16 protein-coding genes are annotated in these 17,072 nt (G+C 73.0%); 10 read left to right on the top strand and 6 right to left on the bottom strand.

Annotated elements, in window-relative coordinates; all coding sequences use genetic code 11:
* Window positions 1–170 precede the first annotated feature (170 nt).
* The 4 genes from ACIRPT_RS34975 to ACIRPT_RS34960 form a co-directional block, all read right to left on the bottom strand.
* Window positions 171–860 carry a response regulator gene (locus ACIRPT_RS34975; protein ID WP_403509577.1) on the bottom strand — a complete coding sequence of 230 codons (690 nt, stop codon included), beginning with the start codon at window positions 858–860 and terminating at the stop codon, window positions 171–173.
* Window positions 857–2,107 (bottom strand): sensor histidine kinase, encoded by a 1,251-nt coding sequence (locus tag ACIRPT_RS34970; RefSeq protein ID WP_403834758.1) that lies wholly within the window; start codon window positions 2,105–2,107, stop codon window positions 857–859. Before ACIRPT_RS34970 ends, ACIRPT_RS34975 begins: the two co-directional genes overlap by 4 nt.
* Before the next feature lie 151 nt (window positions 2,108–2,258).
* Window positions 2,259–2,537: a hypothetical protein gene (locus tag ACIRPT_RS34965; RefSeq protein WP_403509574.1), complete on the bottom strand. Its 279-nt coding sequence runs from the start codon at window positions 2,535–2,537 to the stop codon at window positions 2,259–2,261.
* Between the two features lie 57 nt (window positions 2,538–2,594).
* On the bottom strand, window positions 2,595–3,395 hold the full coding sequence (locus tag ACIRPT_RS34960; protein ID WP_403509571.1) for a PspA/IM30 family protein: 801 nt from the start codon (window positions 3,393–3,395) through the stop codon (window positions 2,595–2,597).
* A 294-nt stretch (window positions 3,396–3,689) separates the two neighbouring features.
* Between ACIRPT_RS34960 and ACIRPT_RS34955 the strand changes: the two genes are divergently transcribed.
* Window positions 3,690–4,286: a DUF3043 domain-containing protein gene (locus ACIRPT_RS34955; protein ID WP_403509568.1), complete on the top strand. Its 597-nt coding sequence runs from the start codon at window positions 3,690–3,692 to the stop codon at window positions 4,284–4,286.
* A 77-nt stretch (window positions 4,287–4,363) separates the two neighbouring features.
* On the opposite strand, the gene ACIRPT_RS34950 is transcribed toward ACIRPT_RS34955, so the two are convergent.
* Window positions 4,364–4,576: a hypothetical protein gene (locus tag ACIRPT_RS34950; protein WP_403509565.1), complete on the bottom strand. Its 213-nt coding sequence runs from the start codon at window positions 4,574–4,576 to the stop codon at window positions 4,364–4,366.
* A gap of 239 nt (window positions 4,577–4,815) precedes the next feature.
* On the opposite strand from ACIRPT_RS34950, the gene ACIRPT_RS34945 reads away from it, so the two are divergent.
* The 4 genes from ACIRPT_RS34945 to ACIRPT_RS34930 all read left to right on the top strand — a co-directional run bounded on the left by ACIRPT_RS34945 (window position 4,816) and on the right by ACIRPT_RS34930 (window position 8,973).
* Window positions 4,816–6,084 carry a bifunctional adenosylcobinamide kinase/adenosylcobinamide-phosphate guanylyltransferase gene (locus ACIRPT_RS34945; RefSeq protein WP_403834715.1) on the top strand — a complete coding sequence of 423 codons (1,269 nt, stop codon included), beginning with the start codon at window positions 4,816–4,818 and terminating at the stop codon, window positions 6,082–6,084.
* A 63-nt stretch (window positions 6,085–6,147) separates the two neighbouring features.
* Entirely contained in the window at window positions 6,148–6,828 is a 681-nt protein-coding gene (locus tag ACIRPT_RS34940) for a class I SAM-dependent methyltransferase (protein ID WP_403834712.1), read from the top strand.
* 16 nt (window positions 6,829–6,844) lie between these two features.
* Window positions 6,845–7,891 carry a nicotinate-nucleotide--dimethylbenzimidazole phosphoribosyltransferase gene (gene cobT / locus ACIRPT_RS34935; protein WP_403834709.1) on the top strand — a complete coding sequence of 349 codons (1,047 nt, stop codon included), beginning with the start codon at window positions 6,845–6,847 and terminating at the stop codon, window positions 7,889–7,891.
* 377 nt (window positions 7,892–8,268) lie between these two features.
* Complete coding sequence (locus tag ACIRPT_RS34930) at window positions 8,269–8,973, top strand: hypothetical protein (RefSeq protein WP_403834707.1); 705 nt, start codon at window positions 8,269–8,271, stop codon at window positions 8,971–8,973.
* On the opposite strand, the gene ACIRPT_RS34925 is transcribed toward ACIRPT_RS34930, so the two are convergent.
* Entirely contained in the window at window positions 8,948–9,685 is a 738-nt protein-coding gene (locus tag ACIRPT_RS34925) for a hypothetical protein (RefSeq protein ID WP_403834704.1), read from the bottom strand. The genes ACIRPT_RS34930 and ACIRPT_RS34925 overlap by 26 nt on opposite strands.
* A 95-nt stretch (window positions 9,686–9,780) precedes the next feature.
* On the opposite strand from ACIRPT_RS34925, the gene ACIRPT_RS34920 reads away from it, so the two are divergent.
* The 5 genes from ACIRPT_RS34920 to ACIRPT_RS34900 all read left to right on the top strand — a co-directional run bounded on the left by ACIRPT_RS34920 (window position 9,781) and on the right by ACIRPT_RS34900 (window position 16,946).
* Entirely contained in the window at window positions 9,781–10,590 is an 810-nt protein-coding gene (locus ACIRPT_RS34920) for an adenosylcobinamide-GDP ribazoletransferase (protein WP_403834701.1), read from the top strand.
* Window positions 10,591–11,055: 465 nt separating this feature from the next.
* On the top strand, window positions 11,056–12,591 hold the full coding sequence (locus tag ACIRPT_RS34915) for a leucyl aminopeptidase (RefSeq protein ID WP_403834698.1): 1,536 nt from the start codon (window positions 11,056–11,058) through the stop codon (window positions 12,589–12,591).
* Window positions 12,592–12,937: 346 nt separating this feature from the next.
* A complete protein-coding gene (lpdA, locus tag ACIRPT_RS34910) occupies window positions 12,938–14,326 on the top strand; it encodes a dihydrolipoyl dehydrogenase (protein ID WP_403834695.1) in 1,389 nt (462 codons plus the stop codon).
* A gap of 53 nt (window positions 14,327–14,379) precedes the next feature.
* Window positions 14,380–16,122, top strand: coding sequence for a 2-oxoglutarate dehydrogenase, E2 component, dihydrolipoamide succinyltransferase (gene sucB / locus ACIRPT_RS34905; RefSeq protein WP_403834692.1), 1,743 nt, complete (start codon window positions 14,380–14,382; stop codon window positions 16,120–16,122).
* A gap of 200 nt (window positions 16,123–16,322) precedes the next feature.
* A complete protein-coding gene (locus ACIRPT_RS34900; protein WP_403509537.1) occupies window positions 16,323–16,946 on the top strand; it encodes a GntR family transcriptional regulator in 624 nt (207 codons plus the stop codon).
* Window positions 16,947–17,072 lie beyond the last annotated feature (126 nt).

Here is a 17,072-nt window from a genome sequence, read left to right as displayed (position 1 = left end):
GAAAGTCGGCGGGGCCTGCACAGGCCCACCTACACTTTCCGCCATGCCCAGGCCGGTTTTCCTCGCTCGCAGGTCGGTTTCCGGGCCCCGGCCGTACCGCGTTCGGAGTACGGCCGGCTCCACCTGCCCTGCACCCCTGGGCGTATGGGCCGCGGCGCACCCGTACGGGCTCACTGCATCCGCGGGCGGACCAGTCCCGATTCGTAGGCGATGACCACCAGCTGGGCCCGGTCGCGGGCGCGGAGCTTGGCCATCGCACGGTTGACGTGCGTCTTGACCGTCAGCGGGCTGACGGCCAGCCGCTCGGCGATCTCGTCGTTGGACAGACCGCCGGCCACCAGGATCAGCACCTCGCGCTCGCGGCCGGTGAGCGTCGCCAGCCGCTCGGCGCCGCGGCCGCCCGGCCCGCCCTCCTCGTCCGAACTGCCGCCCTGCGCAAGGAACTTGGCGATCAGACCCTTGGTCGCGACGGGCGAGAGCAGCGCCTCCCCGGCGGCCGCGATACGGATGGCGTTGAGCATGTCGTCCGGCTCGGCGCCCTTGCCGAGGAAGCCGCTGGCGCCGGCCCGCAGCGACTGCACCACGTAGTCGTCGACCTCGAACGTCGTGAGGATGACCACCTTGACGTCGGTGAGCTCCGGGTCCTGGCTGATCAGGCGGGTGGCGGCGAGGCCGTCCACGCCGGGCATGCGGATGTCCATCAGGACGACATCGGCGCCGCTGGTGCGGGTCAGCTCGTACGCCTGGGCGCCGTCGGAGGCCTCGGCGACCACCTGCATGTCGGGCTCGGAGTCGACGAGTATCCGGAACGCGCTGCGCAGCAGCATCTGGTCGTCGGCGAGCAGCACCTTGATGGTCATGACGTCTCCCCCGGGCGGGTGGTGTGCAGCGGAAGGGTGGCCCGTACCTGGAAGCCGCCGGTGGCGCGGGGGCCGGTGACGACCGTGCCGCGCAGCGCGAAGACCCGCTCGCGCATGCCGATCAGGCCGTGGCCGCCGCCGCTCTCCGCCGCTTCGTCCGACCGCTGCGGCGGGGGGCCGTCCGCCCGGCCGCCGTCGTCCTGGACGGTCACCGTCAGCGCGGCCTCGGAGCGGATGATGCGTACGGTGGCGCGGGCTCCGTCGCCGGCGTGCTTGTGGACGTTGGTCAGCGCCTCCTGGACCACGCGGTAGGCGGTGAGGTCGACGGAGGCGGGCAGGGACTGCGGCGCGGGCGGGATCTCGAGGTCGACGGGGAGGCCGGCGCGGACGAAGCCCTCGACGAGCTGGTCCAGGACGCCCAGGCCGGGGGCGGGTTCGGTGGGCGCCTTGGGGTCGTCGGACTGGCGCAGCAGGCCGACGGTGGCGCGCAGTTCGTCCAGGGCGGAGCGGGACGCCTCGCGGACATGGGCGAGGGCCTGCTTGGCCTGGTCGGGGCGGTTGTCCATGACATGCGAGGCGACCCCGGCCTGGACGTTGACCAGCGCGATGTGGTGGGCGACGACGTCGTGCAGCTCACGGGCGATGCGCATGCGTTCCTCGGCGACCCGGCGGCGGGCCTCCTCCTCGCGGGTGCGCTCGGCCCGTTCGGCGCGCTCGCGGATGGCGTCGACATACGCCCGGCGGCTGCGTACGGCGTCGCCGGCGGCCGCGGCCATGCCCGTCCAGGCGAAGATCGCGACGTTCTGCTGGGCGTACCAGGGGTGCTCGCCGAAGAGCATCGCGGCGGCGGTGAGCACGACGATGGTCAGCGCGCCGACCCGCCAGGTGGTGGGCCGGTCCGTGCGGGAGGCGACGGTGTAGAGCGCGAGGACGGCGGAGAAGGCGACGGGGGCGCGGGGATCGTCGGTGCGGGCGAGCAGCTCGACGACGGTCAGCGCGCCGGTGGCGGCCAGGACCGACCGCGGAAAGCGGCGGCGCGCGACCAGGGCGGTGCAGGCGAGCCCGGCCAGTACGACGGTGGTGACGGACAGCTCGCGGACGCCGAACCGGGGGCCGTGCGGGCCGTGCGGATCGATCACCGCGCCGCACAGCGTCGCCGCGAAGAACACCGTGGCCAGGGCGGCGTCGAACGCGAGCGGATGCGTCCGGTGCCACTGGAAGCGCCCGGCGCGGCGGGCGTCCGGCACGGCGTCGGGCGCGGCATCCGGTGCGGGCGCCGGCGTGGTGTCCGGAGCGGCGTCGAGGGAGGTCACAAGAGGAAACGGTAGCGCCCCGGTCCCACCTGGGGGCCGGGGCGCTGTGTGCCGTATGCGCTGGAGTGGAGCGGCAGGGAGACGGTCAGCCGGGGATGAGGCCGTCGTCGCTGAGCATCTCCCGTACCTCGTCGAGCGTCGAATCCTGGGACGGCAGGATCAGTTCGGACGGCTGCAGGGAGTCGTCGGGCATCGGCGATCCCAGGCGGCGGACCGCGTCCAGCAGGGCGCCGAGGGTGCGCCGGAAGCCCGTCTCGTCGCCGCTCTCCATCTCTTCGAGCAGCTCGTCGTCCAGTTTGTTGAGCTCGATGAAGTGGCTGTCGTCCAGCTTCACCTGACCCTCCCCCATGATCCGTACGATCACGACGGTCTCCCTTGGTCCGGTCCCGACGATCTCTGCGAGGCTAACCGCCGCCGACCGTCACTGCTTGTCGAAACGCGGCTGGTCCTGCTGCGGCGCGGGCCGGCCCTGACCGCCCTGGCCGCTCTCGATGGCCTGCTGGCCGGCCGACGAGCCGCCCGCCAGCTCGGCCTTCATCCGCTGCAGCTCCAGCTCGACGTCCGTGCCGCCGGAGAGGCGGTCCAGCTCGGCGGCGATGTCGTCCTTGGCCATGCCGGACGGGTCGTCCAGCGCGCCGGAGGCCATCAGCTCATCGATGGCACCGGCCCTGGCCTGCAGCTGCGCGGTCTTGTCCTCCGCCCGCTGGATGGCCATGCCCACATCGCCCATCTCCTCGGAGATGCCGGAGAAGGCCTCGCCGATCCGGGTCTGCGCCTGGGCCGCGGTGTAGGTGGCCTTGATCGTCTCCTTCTTCGTACGGAAGGCATCGACCTTGGCCTGCAGCCGCTGGGAGGCGAGGGTGAGCTTCTCCTCCTCGCTCTGCAGCGTCTGATGCTGCGTCTCCAGGTCGGTGACCTGCTGCTGCAGCGCGGCACGGCGGGAGAGCGCCTCGCGGGCGAGGTCCTCCCGGCCCAGCGCCAGCGCCTTGCGGCCCTGGTCCTCCAGCTTGGAGGACTGGCCCTGGAGCTGGTTGAGCTGCAGCTCCAGGCGCTTGCGGGAGGTCGCCACGTCGGCGACTCCACGGCGCACCTTCTGGAGCAGCTCCAGCTGCTTCTGGTACGAGTAGTCGAGGGTTTCGCGCGGGTCTTCGGCCCGGTCCAGGGCCTTGTTGGCCTTCGCGCGGAAGATCATTCCCATCCGCTTCATGACACCATCGCTCATGGGCCTCGCGCGCCCCCTTCTGACCGAGTTACATCGGGCATTGGCTCCAGCACATCTACAGACCCCACAGTACGGGCCTTGGTTCCATTACCGCACTGTTCGGGCCCGGATGCGCTCCTCCTCCAGGACGATCAGGAAGACCGTCTTCTCCCGCCCAGGGAGTAGGGCGGGCCCGGACGGGCCGTCCGGGCCGCTCGTCCGCACCGCGCCGGCTGTGCCGTGCCGGTCATGCCGTTGCGGGATCGTTCCCCGTCCGGCCCTGGCCCACACCCGGGCAGCACGTACCCTGGCAGTGTGTTCCGAAGCCGTTCGAACGATCAGCAGGCCGCGACCGCCAAGGCGAACGCGGACCAGCCCCAGCAGCCCCGCGACCCGCAGGCCCCCAAGGGTCGCCCGACGCCGAAGCGCAACGACGCCCAGTCGCAGCGCCGGTCCCGCGCGCAGACGCCCAGCAACCGCAAGGACGCGGCGAAGGCTCAGCGTGAGGCCCGGCGCGTGGACATGGCCCGCCAGCGCGAGGCCATGGCCAGCGGCGATGAGCGCTATCTGCCGGTGCGCGACAAGGGACCGGTGCGCCGGTTCGCCCGTGACTACATCGACTCGCGCTGGTGCGTCGCGGAGTTCTTCCTGCCGATGGCCGTGATCATCCTGGTGCTCACCATGATCCGGCAGCCGGGGATCCAGAACATCGCGCTGCTGCTCTGGCTCGTGATCATCGTGCTCATCGTGCTGGACTCGGTCGTCGTCTGGTTCCGCCTGGGCAAGGTGCTCAACGAGCGCTTCCCCAAGGAGAACCTCAAGGGCGTCAAGGCGTACGCGATCATGCGCACCCTGCAGATGCGGCGGCTGCGGCTGCCCAAGCCGCAGGTCAAGCGGGGCCAGCGGCCGTAGCGCGGCGGGCCGGCGGCCGGACGGGGCGCGGAGCGCCCGCCGGCCGCGAGGCGGGCGGGCGCCGCGGCGCCCCTCGCTCAGCCTTCGTCGGCGTGCAGGCTCATCGGGCCCGCGTAGATCTCCGTGCCGTCCTCGAAGAGCCGGACCTGGTCGACGCCGCCGTCGAGCAGCGCCTTCCACTCCTCGCCGACCCAGGACTCCGCGTCCCCCTGCGTGGTGAACTCCTCGGGTTCCACGGCAGGCGTCGCCTCGGTGCCGTCCGTCTTCTCAAACCGCCACGTCCACGCCATGTCCGCCTCCTGGGTCCCACCGAGTACGTGTCCCTGCCACGGCGGACGGCCCTAGGTCACGCCCCCGCCGTGTCGTGCTTCCGTGCTGATCCGCAGCCTAACGGCAGTGTCGAGAAGGCCTCCCGACCACGGGGAGAGACCACCAACGGCGCCTGCCCGGGCCCACCCGGTCGGACGGGAATGGCCGTGTCAGAGGTCCCCCGCGCGCTGAGCGCGGCCGGACGCGAGAAAATCGCCGAGTGGAACTGACTCTCCTCGGTACCGGCGCCCCCCAGGGCCTGCCGCGCCCCGACTGCCCGTGTGCCGCCTGTGCGGTCGCCATCGGCGACGAGGCGCGGGCGGCCACCGCGCTGCTCGTCGACGGCGTGCTGCTCATCGATCTGACGCCGGGCCCCGCCTTCGCGGCCGCCCGGGCGGGCAAATCGCTGGCCGGGGTGCGCCAGGTGCTGCTCTCACATCCGCACGACGGGCCCACGCTGGAGGTGCCGGCCGGGCTGCCGACGCCGGGCCGGGTCGCGGACGGGCGGGAGCTGGCGCTGCTGGACGGGCACCGGGTGAAGGCCCTCGCCGTGGACATCCCCGGCACGGGGTACGAGATCACCGGTACCGCGGGCGAGCGGCTGCTGTATCTGCCGCCGGGCGGGGCGCCGGCGGGGCTGGACAACGGGCACGGCCACGGGAACGGCGGGGGCGGCCCGTACGACATGGTGCTCCTGGACGTCCTGGAGCGGCCGGACGGGCTGGCGCGGCTGCGGGCGCGCGGGGCGGTGGACGCGGCGACGGATGTGGTGGCGGTGCACATCGACCACGGTGCGCCGCCGGGGCCCGAGCTGCACCGCCGGCTGGCGGCGGCGGGCGCGCGCACCGTGCCGGACGGCGGGACGCTGGTGGTCGGCGAGTATCACGCGGTGCCGGATCTGCCGCGCCGCACGCTGGTGCTGGGCGGGGCGCGCAGCGGGAAGTCGGCGGAGGCGGAGCGGCGGCTGACGTCGTTCCCGGACGTGCTGTACGTGGCGACCGGGGGGACGCGGGAGGGCGATACGGAGTGGGCGGAGCGGATCTGGCTGCACCGTGAGCGGCGCCCGGCGAGCTGGCGCACCGTGGAGACCTGCGATCTGGTGCCGCTGCTGGAGGGCGCGGCGGCGGGCGAGGAGGCGGCGGGCGACGGGACGGCCGGGCCGGGCGATCTCTCGCCGCTGCTCATCGACTGTCTGGCGCTGTGGCTGACGCACGTCATGGACGACGTCGGGGCGTGGGACGACGAGACGTGGGAGACGAGCGGCCGGCGGGCACTGCGGGAGCGGGTCGATGCGCTGGTCACGGCGGTGCGGGCGACGCGTCGTCCGGTGGTGGCGGTCAGCAACGAGGTGGGCTCCGGGGTCGTACCGGCCACCGCGGCGGGCCGTCGGTTCCGGGACGAACTGGGGCGGCTGAACGCCGCGTTCGGCGCGGAGTGTGAGCAGGTGCTGCTGGTCGTCGCGGGGCAGGCGCTTGCGCTGCGCGGATGACGCGGGGCCCGCGCGGCCCGTGTCCGCTTGCCTGGGGGCGCGGCGGCGGGTGCTCTTGGGGGCGTGAACGGATCCGAGCCGGGCGAGGCCGGTGTGCGGGGGGCTTTCGACGCGGTCGTACGGGCCTATGTGAGGGTGCGCCCGGAGGCGACGGTGGTCGCGCTCGGCGAGGGGCTGGGGACCGGCTTCTGGCGGCTGGACAACGGGCGGCTGAACTGGCTGACGGTGCAGCCCCCGGAGACCGCGGCGGTGCGGTGGATGCTGCTCCCGGACGGTCCCCGGCGCCGTACGCTCGCCCGCGCCGCCGGTGATCACAGCTGGCTGGACGCGGTGCGGGACCCGGATCTGGGGGTGATCGTCACGGCGCCCGGGGTGCTGACGCGGCTGTCGCCGGCGGCGGTGCGGGCGCTGCTGGCGGCGTGCGCGGAGCGGTTCCCGGACGGGGCGCTGGTCTTTGACGCTCCCCCACGCCTGAAGGGCGTGGGAGGTACCCCCGTCCGCCGGGTGGCCGCGCTCGCCCGGCGGGGCGCCGCGTGGTCCGGCGTGCGGTCGCCCGGTCCGCTGCGCTGGGGGCTGGACCGGGCGCAGTTGCCGCGGGTGGCGAGCGCGCATCCGGGGATCGTGGCGGTGCGGGAGGTGCCGGTGCGCCGGGGGCGTTTCGGGCGGCTGCCGGCGCCGCTGGTGTGCGAGGTGCGGTTCGCCGACGCCCGTTCCCGGCACCGTGCCGCGTCAGCACGGACTTGACGGTAATCTGCGCCGAATGAGTGCCCTGAACCTCGATGACTTCGCCCACCTGATCGAGCGGCCGGACGGCGGTGCGCGCCGTGATGCCGAGGAGCGGCGGGCGCGGCTGGCCGTGCGCCCGGGGGCCCTGGGCCGGCTCGACGAGCTGGGCGAATGGCTGGCCGCGGCGCAGCAGCAGGTGCCAGTGCGGCCCGTCGAGCGGCCGCGGGTGCTGCTGTTCGCGGGCGATCACGGGGTGGCGGAGCTGGGGGTGTCGGCCCGTCCGGCCGGTGGCACCAGGGATCTCGTACGGGCCGTGCTGGACGGTTCGAGCCCGGCCGCGGTGCTGGCGCGGGCCGCCGGGGCGCAGCTGCGGGTGGTCGACATGGCGGTGGACTGCGATCCGGAGGAGCTGCCGGAGGAGGTCTCCCGGCACCGGGTGCGGCGCGGTTCGGGGCGGATCGACATCGAGGACGCGCTGAGCGCCGAGGAGGCCGAGGCGGCGTTCCGGGCCGGGATGGCGATCGCGGACGAGGAGGCGGACGCCGGGACCGATGTGGTGGTGCTGGGCGATCTGAGCGTCGGTGGCACGACGGCCGCGAGCACGCTGATCGCCGCGCTGTGCGGTACGGACGCCTCGGTGGTCACCGGGCGGGGCGGCGCCGGTATCGACGATCTGGCGTGGATGCGCAAGTGCGCGGCGATCCGCGACGCGTTGCGGCGGGCCCGGCCGGTGCTCGGCGACCAGCTGGAGCTGCTGGCGGCGGTCGGCGGCGCGGATCTGACGGCGATGACCGGTTTTCTGCTGCAGAGCGCGGTGCGCCGGACGCCGGTGATCCTGGACGGGGTGGTCTCGGCGGCCTGTGCGCTGGTGGCGCAGCGGGTGGCGTTCCGGGGACCGGACTGGTGGATCGCCGGGCAGGCCAGCGGCGAGCCGGCGCAGGCCAAGGCCCTGGACCGGATCGCGCTCACCCCGCTGCTCGACCACGGCGTCACGGCGGGCGAGGGGACGGGGGCGCTGCTGGCGCTGCCGCTGGTGCAGGCGGCCGCGGCCCTGGCGGCGGAGCTTCCGGTTCGCGACTGAGTCGCGGTACGCGGCGGATCTCCGGCGTCCGCCGTACGCGGCCGGTATCGGCCACCCGCTGTACGCGACGGGGGGCGGGCCGGACTCGGCCGAAAGCGGTGAAGATCACTCGCCGCCCGCTCAACTTCGCGGTGTTCCGCTCCGTCTACGCAGATGGCACGCGGCTCGACGCGGGCCCGGCGCCGCGCCGGTAGCGCGCGCCGTTCGGCTTCTCCTCCCGGTGGTGGCAGATCAAATCGCTCCCTCGCTCAGGCGAAATACCGCCCTATAGGCGAACTGCGGTACATGCTCATCGACAAGAGGGCCGACACCCGGTACCTCCGGCTCGACCCCGGTCCGCCGCAACGGCCGCACCGCACGTACCTGGAGAACCACAGATGACCGAGCCGGCTCTGCGCCGCGCCGCGCGTGCCGAGTGGGGCCCGTTGCTGCGGACCGGCTGGTCCGCGCTGGCCGCGAAGAAGCTGCAGGCGATCCCGGTGACGCTCACCGCGGTGTGTGTGACGCTGGTCTTCCAGGTCGTACAGAACCAGCCCTGGGGCTACCGCCCGATCCAGAACATCGGGTCCGTGCAGGCCTATGAGCATCTGTGGCTGGCGCTGCTGCGCACTCCCCTGTCGCTGTTCGTACCGGCGCTGGATCTGCCGGTGTGGGGCGCGCTGGCGCAGATTCTGGTCGTCTTCGGGCTCGCGGAGATCTGTGTGGGCTGGCGGGTGATGTTCGCGGTCGCCTACCTGGCCACGCTCGCCGGGACGATGTACGCGCGGATCGGCCTGTGGATCGGGCCGGACTCGCCGATCGGGCTGCCGGACGCGGACAAGTACGTCATCGACACCGGCCCCTCGGCGGCGGTGGTGGGCCTGGCGATCTTCGTCAGCTGGCGCTACCGGGCCTGGTTCACCTGCGGCCTGGTGGTGGCCGCCATGGTCTTCGAGGTGCTCTTCATCAAGAGCAACCTGGCGGGCAAGGAGCACATCGCGGCGGTGCTGGCGGTGCTGGTGCTGTGCGCGGTGTGGGAGGTGTGGCAGCCGGGCATCCCGCGCGGCGCCTCGCGCGTCAGTGGCTGGGGGCGCCGCCGATGAGGTGCTCGGCCTTGCGGCGCAGGGCCGACCAGCGGCGGTCGTGGCGGTAGGCGCGGATCGTGGCGCGGGCCCGCGCCTTGGGGCGGTTGCGGTAAAGGCGTCTGGCCCAGGGCGAGTTGGGGCGGGCCAGCCGGACGGCACCGAACAGCGCGACGAAGGGCACGAAGACGCCGATGACGGCGAGCCGGCCCTTGCCCTTGACCAGGGCGATCACCGCGAAGAGGAAGTTGATGCCCACGGTCCTCACGACCTGGAAGCGGTCCTGGGCCTCGTCGGGGCTGAGCTCATTGACGCCGAACGGCAGGAAGCCGGCGAGGATCAGGGCGACCAGGGCGACGGTGAGGATGACGATCTCGACGCTCTTGGTGCCCTCCTCGGTCCAGTACACGTCGTCCAGGTGGAGGATCAGCGCGAACTCGTCCAGGACCAGCCCGACGCCCATGCCGAAGAGCACCGCGGCGACGCCGGAGCCGAAGCCGCGGTGGCCGCCCGCGAGGGCGATGAAGCCGCCGACGACCATCAGGACGACGCCGGGCACGACGTGATGGACGTGCACCCCGCCGGGCGCGATGTTGCGGAACGGGCCCTTGCCCGCGCGGATGAGCCGGGTGATGGCCCGGGTCACCAGGAAGGTCAGGACGAAGGAGGCGAGGGCGAGCAGCAGCGGGAACTTCCCCGGCTCGACGATGTTGCGGTACCACCAGTGACCCATCCCACGCTCCCCTTTGTCACGTAAGGGCAATTTACGGGGTTTGCGGGTGAATTCGACGCCTCCGGGGCGCGGAGCGGCCGGGATAGCCTGCCGCGATGAGCGACACCCCCGGCCGCCCCGCCCCCGCCGACACCCTGCGCTTCGCGTTCGGGACGCTGACCGCGCTCCCGGTGCGCCTCACCCGCTGGGACCGGGAGACCGCCCGCGGCGGGATGCTCTGCGCGCCGCTGGCCGGGCTGGTCGTCTCCCTCGCCGCGGCCGCGCTCGGCGGGGCGCTGCTCCTGCTCGGCGGCGGCCCGCTGCTCGCCGCGGTCGGCACCGCCGCGGTACCCGCCGCGCTCACCCGCGGCCTGCATCTGGACGGCCTCGCCGACACCGCCGACGGCCTGGGCAGCGGCCGGCCCGCCGAGGACGCGCTGCGCATCATGAAGCAGTCCGACATCGGCCCGTTCGGGGTCATCACGCTGCTGTTCACCCTGCTGGCCCAAGTGGCCGTGCTGGACGGGCTGTACGCGCGGGGCTGGGCGCAGGGCGCGGTGGCGGCGGCGGTCGCGGGCGTCACGGCCCGGTGCGCGCTGACCCTCGCCTCCCGTACGGGCGTGCCCGCAGCCCGGCCGGAGGGGCTGGGCGCGGCGGTCGCGGGCACCGTCCCGGTGCGCGCCGCGCTGCTGTGCGCCGCGCTGGTCACCGCCCTGTCCGCGGCGGCGGGTGGCCTGTTCGGCGCGTACGGCTTCGACGCGTACGGCGCGCTGCACGCCGGGCTGGCGGTGCCGGTCGGGCTCGGGGCCGGCGAACTGCTGCTGCGGCACTGCCGGCGGCGGTTCGGCGGAGTGACCGGGGATGTCTTCGGCGCGCTCGCGGAGAGCGCGGGGCTGACGGCGCTGGTGGTGCTCGCCCTCGGGTGACGACGGCCGGCGCGGGCGAGGCGGTACGGCGCGGGCGAGGAGCAGTCGGCGCGGCGGGATCGGGCGCTCGGCCGGCGCGGCCGATGCGGCGCGGGCGGCCCCACCCGGCCGGGGACCGGATCGCGCGACCGACGCGGGAATACCCTCCCCGCGCCCGACGTTGAGGCCCGCAAGGGGCACCCGTCACCCCTACGGGATCCGTTCGCCCACCCCCTAGGGATTCCCCGACCACTCCGAAGGGGCCCATCGAGCCCCTCGGACCCGTCCGGGCGGCGGGGCGCCCGCGCCCCCAACTCCCCAGCGGCGGATACGGGTTCACCGGCCGGGCGGTCCGCTTCCCCGACGCACCGTTACCGGCCGTTGCGGCGACAGGCCGGGCCTTGCGGCGTTGCCGAGCGTAGGCTCGGCCGCAGCAGCGCCCAGGGCGCACAACGGATTACCGGACGGAACAGGACTCTCATCACCGTGACTGCACTGACCCTCAGTACTTCTTCCGCCGCAACGGTGCGTGCGGATGCCGTCGTCGTCGGCGTGGCCAAGGGCCCCAAGGGCGTCGTTGTCGCCCTCGGCGCCGAGGCCGTGGACAAGGCCTTCGGCGGCAAGCTCGCCGCCGTGCTGGACACCCTCGGCGCGAGCGGTGCCGAGGGCGAGGTGACCAAGCTGCCCGCCGCCGACGGCCTCAAGGCTCCGGTCGTGCTGGCGGTCGGCCTGGGCGAGGCCCCGGCCAAGGGCGACGGCTACGGCAGCGAGACGCTGCGGCGCGCCGCGGGCAGCGCCGCCCGCGCGCTGACCGGCAGCAAGAAGGCCGGCTTCGCGCTGCCCGTCGAGGACGCCGAGGCGGCCGCCGCGGTCTCGGAGGGCGCGCTGCTCGGCGCGTACACCTTCACCGCGTACCGCAGCAACGGCAACGGCAAGGGCGCGAAGAAGAACGACGCCAAGTCGGCGCCGCTCGGCGAGGCGGCGATCCTCGGCACCAAGCCGCGCGACAAGGAGTTCAAGGCCGCCGCCGAGCGCGCCCAGGCGCTGGCCGCGGAGATCAACCGCGCCCGTGACCTGATCAACACCCCCTCCAACGGCCTCGACCCGAAGTCGTTCGCGGCCGAGGCGCAGGCCGCGGCCAAGGAGTTCGGCCTCAAGGTCGAGGTGCTGGACGAGAAGGCGCTGAAGAAGGGCGGCTACGGCGGTCTGATGGGCGTCGGCCAGGGCTCCGAGGCCCCGCCGCGGCTGGTGCGGATCGCGCACACGCACGCCAAGGCGACCAAGACCCTCGCGCTGGTCGGCAAGGGCATCACGTACGACTCGGGCGGCATCTCGCTCAAGCCGGCCGGCCACAACGAGACCATGAAGTGCGACATGAGCGGCGCCGCCGCCGTCTTCGCCGCGGTCGTGGCCGCCGCCAAGCTGGGCCTGGAGGTGAATGTCACCGGCTGGCTGGCGCTCGCCGAGAACATGCCCTCCGGCTCCGCCACCCGCCCCGGCGACGTGCTGACCATGTACAGCGGCAAGACCGTCGAGGTCCTCAACACCGACGCCGAGGGCCGCCTGGTCCTGGCCGATGCGCTCACCCGCGCCTCGGAGGAGTCGCCGGACGCGATCGTGGACGTGGCGACGCTGACCGGCGCGATGGTGCTGGCGCTGGGCCACCGCCACTTCGGGATCATGGCGAACGACGACGCTTTCCGTACTTCGATCCACGAGATCGCGGAGGAGGTCGGCGAGCAGTCCTGGCCGATGCCGATGCCCGCCCACCTGCGCAAGGGCATGGACTCGCCGGTCGCCGACATCGCCAACATGGGCGAGCGGATGGGCGGCGGCCTGGTCGCCGGGCTCTTCCTGAAGGAGTTCGTCGGCGAGGGCATCCCGTGGGCCCACCTGGACATCGCGGGCCCGGCCTTCCACGAGGGCGCACCCTGGGGGTACACCCCCAAGGGCGGCACGGGTTCCGCGGTGCGCACCCTGGTGCGGCTGGCGGAGCGGACCGCCGCGGGCGACCTCGGCTGAGCGGCTCGCCCGCCGTCTCGCTTTGCCTGTTTATGTCCGTACGGCCCCGGGCTCACCGCCCGGGGCCGTAGGTGTGCGTTTCCTCTCTCCCGTACGGGCCCCGCTCGGATCCGTTCGCCCTCAACGAAATCCGTACGTCCGTACGCCCCGGTAACCCCCTTGGGGTGGCCCATCGGCCGCCCCCGAGCCCGGCCCGCCGTCCCGTCCGTGTTCAACAAGTGCGAAGATGGGTTCTCGGCAGGACAGGGCCCCCCTTACCCAGGGCCGAAATTCAAGCGGCCGAACCACAGCCGCCGTCCGGTCATTGGAGACCGGCTCCGGCGTACCCATGCATGGAGGACGTGACGTGGCGAACGACGCCAGCACCGTTTTCGACCTAGTGATCCTCGGAGGCGGTAGCGGTGGTTACGCCGCTGCCCTGCGCGGGGCGCAGCTGGGCCTGGACGTCGCCCTGATCGAGAAGGGCAAGGTCGGCGGTACCTGCCTGCACAACGGCTGCATCCCCACCAAGGCTCTGCTGCACGCCGGTGAGATCGCCGACCAGGCTCGCGAGAGCGAGCAGTTCGGTGTCAAGGCCACTTTCGAGGGCATCGACATCGAGGCGGTCCACAAGTACAAGGACGAGGTCATCTCGGGCCTGTACAAGGGCCTGCAGGGCCTGATCGCCTCCCGCAAGGTGACCTACATCGAGGGTGAGGGCCGGCTGTCCTCCCCGACCTCCGTCGATGTGAACGGCCAGCGCATCCAGGGCCGCCACGTCCTGCTGGCGACCGGCTCCGTGCCGAAGTCGCTGCCGGGCCTGGAGATCGACGGCAACCGCATCATCTCCTCGGACCACGCGCTCAAGCTGGACCGCGTGCCGAAGTCCGCGATCGTCCTGGGCGGCGGCGTGATCGGCGTCGAGTTCGCCTCGGCGTGGAAGTCCTTCGGTACCGACGTGACCATCGTCGAGGGCCTCAAGCACCTCGTCCCGGTCGAGGACGAGAACAGCTCCAAGCTGCTGGAGCGGGCCTTCCGCAAGCGCGGCATCAAGTTCAACCTCGGCACCTTCTTCGACAAGGCCGAGTACACCGCCGACGGCGTCAAGGTGACCCTCGCCGACGGCAAGACCTTCGAGGCCGAGGTGCTCCTGGTCGCGATCGGCCGCGGGCCGGTCTCGGCGGGCCTGGGCTACGAGGAGCAGGGCGTCGCGATGGACCGCGGCTACGTCCTGGTCGACGAGTACATGCAGACCAACGTGCCGACCATCTCGGCCGTCGGTGACCTCGTCCCCACCCTCCAGCTCGCGCACGTCGGCTTCGCCGAGGGCATGCTGGTGGCGGAGCGGCTGGCCGGTCTCAAGACCGTGCCGATCGACTACGACGGCGTGCCGCGCGTGACGTACTGCCACCCCGAGGTCGCTTCGGTGGGTATCACCGAGGCCAAGGCCAAGGAGCTGTACGGCGCCGACAAGGTCGTCGCTCTCAAGTACAACCTGGCGGGCAACGGCAAGAGCAAGATCCTCAAGACCACGGGCGAGATCAAGCTCGTCCAGGTCAAGGATGGTGCCGTGGTCGGCGTCCACATGGTCGGTGACCGTATGGGCGAGCAGGTCGGCGAGGCCCAGCTGGTCTACAACTGGGAGGCCCTGCCGGCCGAGGTTGCGCAGCTCGTACACGCGCACCCGACGCAGAATGAAGCTCTCGGCGAGGCCCACCTGGCGCTGGCCGGGAAGCCTCTCCACTCCCACGACTGACCCCAGTCCCGGGCGCGACCACATCCGCACATTCGATAGGAGCAACAGAAACCATGGCGGTTTCCGTAACCCTGCCGGCGCTCGGCGAGAGCGTCACCGAGGGCACCGTCACCCGCTGGCTGAAGGCCGAGGGTGAGCGCGTAGAGGCCGACGAGCCGCTGCTCGAGGTGTCGACCGACAAGGTTGACACCGAGATCCCGGCGCCGGCCGCAGGCGTCCTGGCCTCCATCAAGGTCGCCGAGGACGAGACGGTGGAGGTCGGCGCCGAGCTGGCCCTCATCGACGACGGCACGGGCGCGCCTGCTGCTGCCCCCGCCCCGGCCGCTGCTGAGGCCCCCGCGGCCCAGCCGCAGCCCGAGCCCACCCCGGCCCCCGCGGCCGAGGCTCCCGCCCCCGCCGCCGCCCCCGCGGGTGGCGCCGAGGGCACCGATGTCGTCCTCCCCGCGCTCGGTGAGAGCGTCACCGAGGGCACCGTCACCCGCTGGCTGAAGGAGGTCGGCGAGGAGGTCTCGGCCGACGAGCCGCTGCTGGAGGTCTCCACCGACAAGGTCGACACCGAGATCCCGGCGCCGGTCTCCGGCACGCTGCTGGAGATCGTGGTCGGCGAGGACGAGACCGCCGAGGTCGGCGCCAAGCTCGCCGTGATCGGCTCTGCCAGCCAGGGGGCCGCGGCTCCGGCCGCCGCCCCGGCTCCGGCCGCTCCGGCCCCCGCGCCCGCCGCCCCGGCGCCCGCCCCGGCTCCGGCTCCGGCCGCCGCCGCTCCGGCTCCCGCGCCGGCCGCTCCGGCCCCGGCTCCCGCGCCCGCCCCGGCCCCCGCGCCGGCTCCGGTTGCCGCCCCGGCCCCCGTCACCCCGGCTCCGGCCGCGGGTGAGGAGGCCGCGTACGTCACCCCGCTGGTGCGCAAGCTCGCCGCGGAGACCGGCGTCAACCTCGCCACGGTCAAGGGCACCGGTGTCGGTGGCCGGGTCCGCAAGCAGGACGTCATCGCCGCCGCGGAGGCCCTCAAGGCCGCCGCTCCGGCTGCCGCCCCGGCCGCCGCGGTCTCGAAGGCCCCGGCCCTCGAGGTGTCCCCGCTGCGCGGTCAGACCGTCAAGATGCCGCGGATGCGCAAGGTCATCGGCGACAACATGATGAAGGCCCTGCACGGCCAGGCGCAGCTGACCTCCGTGGTCGAGGTGGACATCACCAAGATCATGCGGATGCGCAACCAGGCCAAGGACGCCTTCGCGCAGCGTGAGGGCGTCAAGCTCTCCCCGATGCCGTTCTTCGTCAAGGCCGCTGTCCAGGCGCTGAAGGCCCACCCGGTCGTCAACGCCCGGATCAACGAGGACGAGGGCACCATCACCTACTTCGACACCGAGAACGTCGGTATCGCGGTGGACGCGGAGAAGGGCCTGATGACCCCGGTCATCAAGGGTGCGGGCGACCTCAACATCGCCGGTATCGCCCGCAAGACGGCGGAGCTGGCGGGCAAGGTCCGCGGGAACAAGATCACTCCGGACGAGCTGTCCGGCGCGACCTTCACCATCTCCAACACCGGCTCGCGCGGCGCGCTGTTCGACACGGTCATCGTGCCGCCGAACCAGGTCGGCATCCTGGGCATCGGTGCCACCGTCAAGCGCCCGGTGGTCATCAACCACCCGGACCTCGGCGAGACCATCGCGGTGCGCGACATGACCTACCTCGCGCTCTCCTACGACCACCGTCTGGTGGACGGCGCCGACGCCGCCCGCTACCTGACCACGGTCAAGCAGATCCTGGAGGCCGCCGAGTTCGAGACCGAGATCGGTCTCTGAGTCCGGCGGGCAAGCCTTAGGTGCGCCAGGGGTCGGCCCCGGTTCTCACGAGCCGGGGCCGGCCCCTTTGCGCGTCCCTGACCCGCTCCGACCGGCCCTGACCGGCGCTGTCCTCTTTGCCTTCTGCCCGATCCGCCGGGCCTCCCGGATAATGGCCCCCTCGGCCCCGCTCGCCACCACCCGCTCTGAAGGAGCACCTCATGACCCCGCCCGTCGTCCATTCGCTGCGCGAGCAGATCCGCGAGCACATCCTCGAGGGGATCGTCAGCGGCCGCTGGCAGCCGGGCGAGCGGATCGTGGAGCGCCGGATCGCCGTGGAGCTGGAGGTCAGCCAGACGCCGGTCCGTGAGGCGCTGCGGGAGCTGGAGTCGCTGCAGCTGATCGAGTCGGCGCCGAACAAGGGCGTGCGGGTCCGGAACCTGACCGCGGACGACCTCAAGGAGAGCTACCCCGTACGGGCCGGGCTCGAGCAGGTGGCGGCGGAGCTGGCGGCGGGCCGGCTGGCGGACGACACGGCGGCCCTGGAGCGCGAGGTGGCGGCGCTGCGGGAGGCCGACCGGACGGGGGACGGGGAGGCTCAGGTGCGGCACACGGTGGCCTTCCACCGGGAGATCGTGCAGGCGGCCGGCAACGCCGTTCTGCTGCACACCTGGGAATCGCTGGGCATCGAGGTCTGGACGACACTGTCCATCCGCTGGTTCAGCCCGGAGCCGCGGTCGCATGCGCAGGACCACCAGGAGATCGTGGACGCGTTCCGGCGGCGCGATCCGAAGATCGGCACCTTGCTCAAGGCACACGTGCTGAGCTGCGCGCCGAGGGTCTGAGGGCGTTTCGGCGGGGCCCGCGGGGCGTATCGGAGGAAGCCTCCGGCGCCCCGCTTTTCGTTGGCCCGGGCACCGATTCCGAGTGCCGTCGCGCCCCCTCTCCGGCCGGCGCTCAGCCCTCTTTTT

The organism is Streptomyces sp. NPDC101227 (assembly GCF_044767545.1).
Taxonomy (GTDB): Bacteria; Actinomycetota; Actinomycetes; order Streptomycetales; family Streptomycetaceae; genus Streptomyces.
Note: the sequence above shows the minus strand (reverse complement) of the source record. Positions and strands in the feature narration are given on the sequence as shown.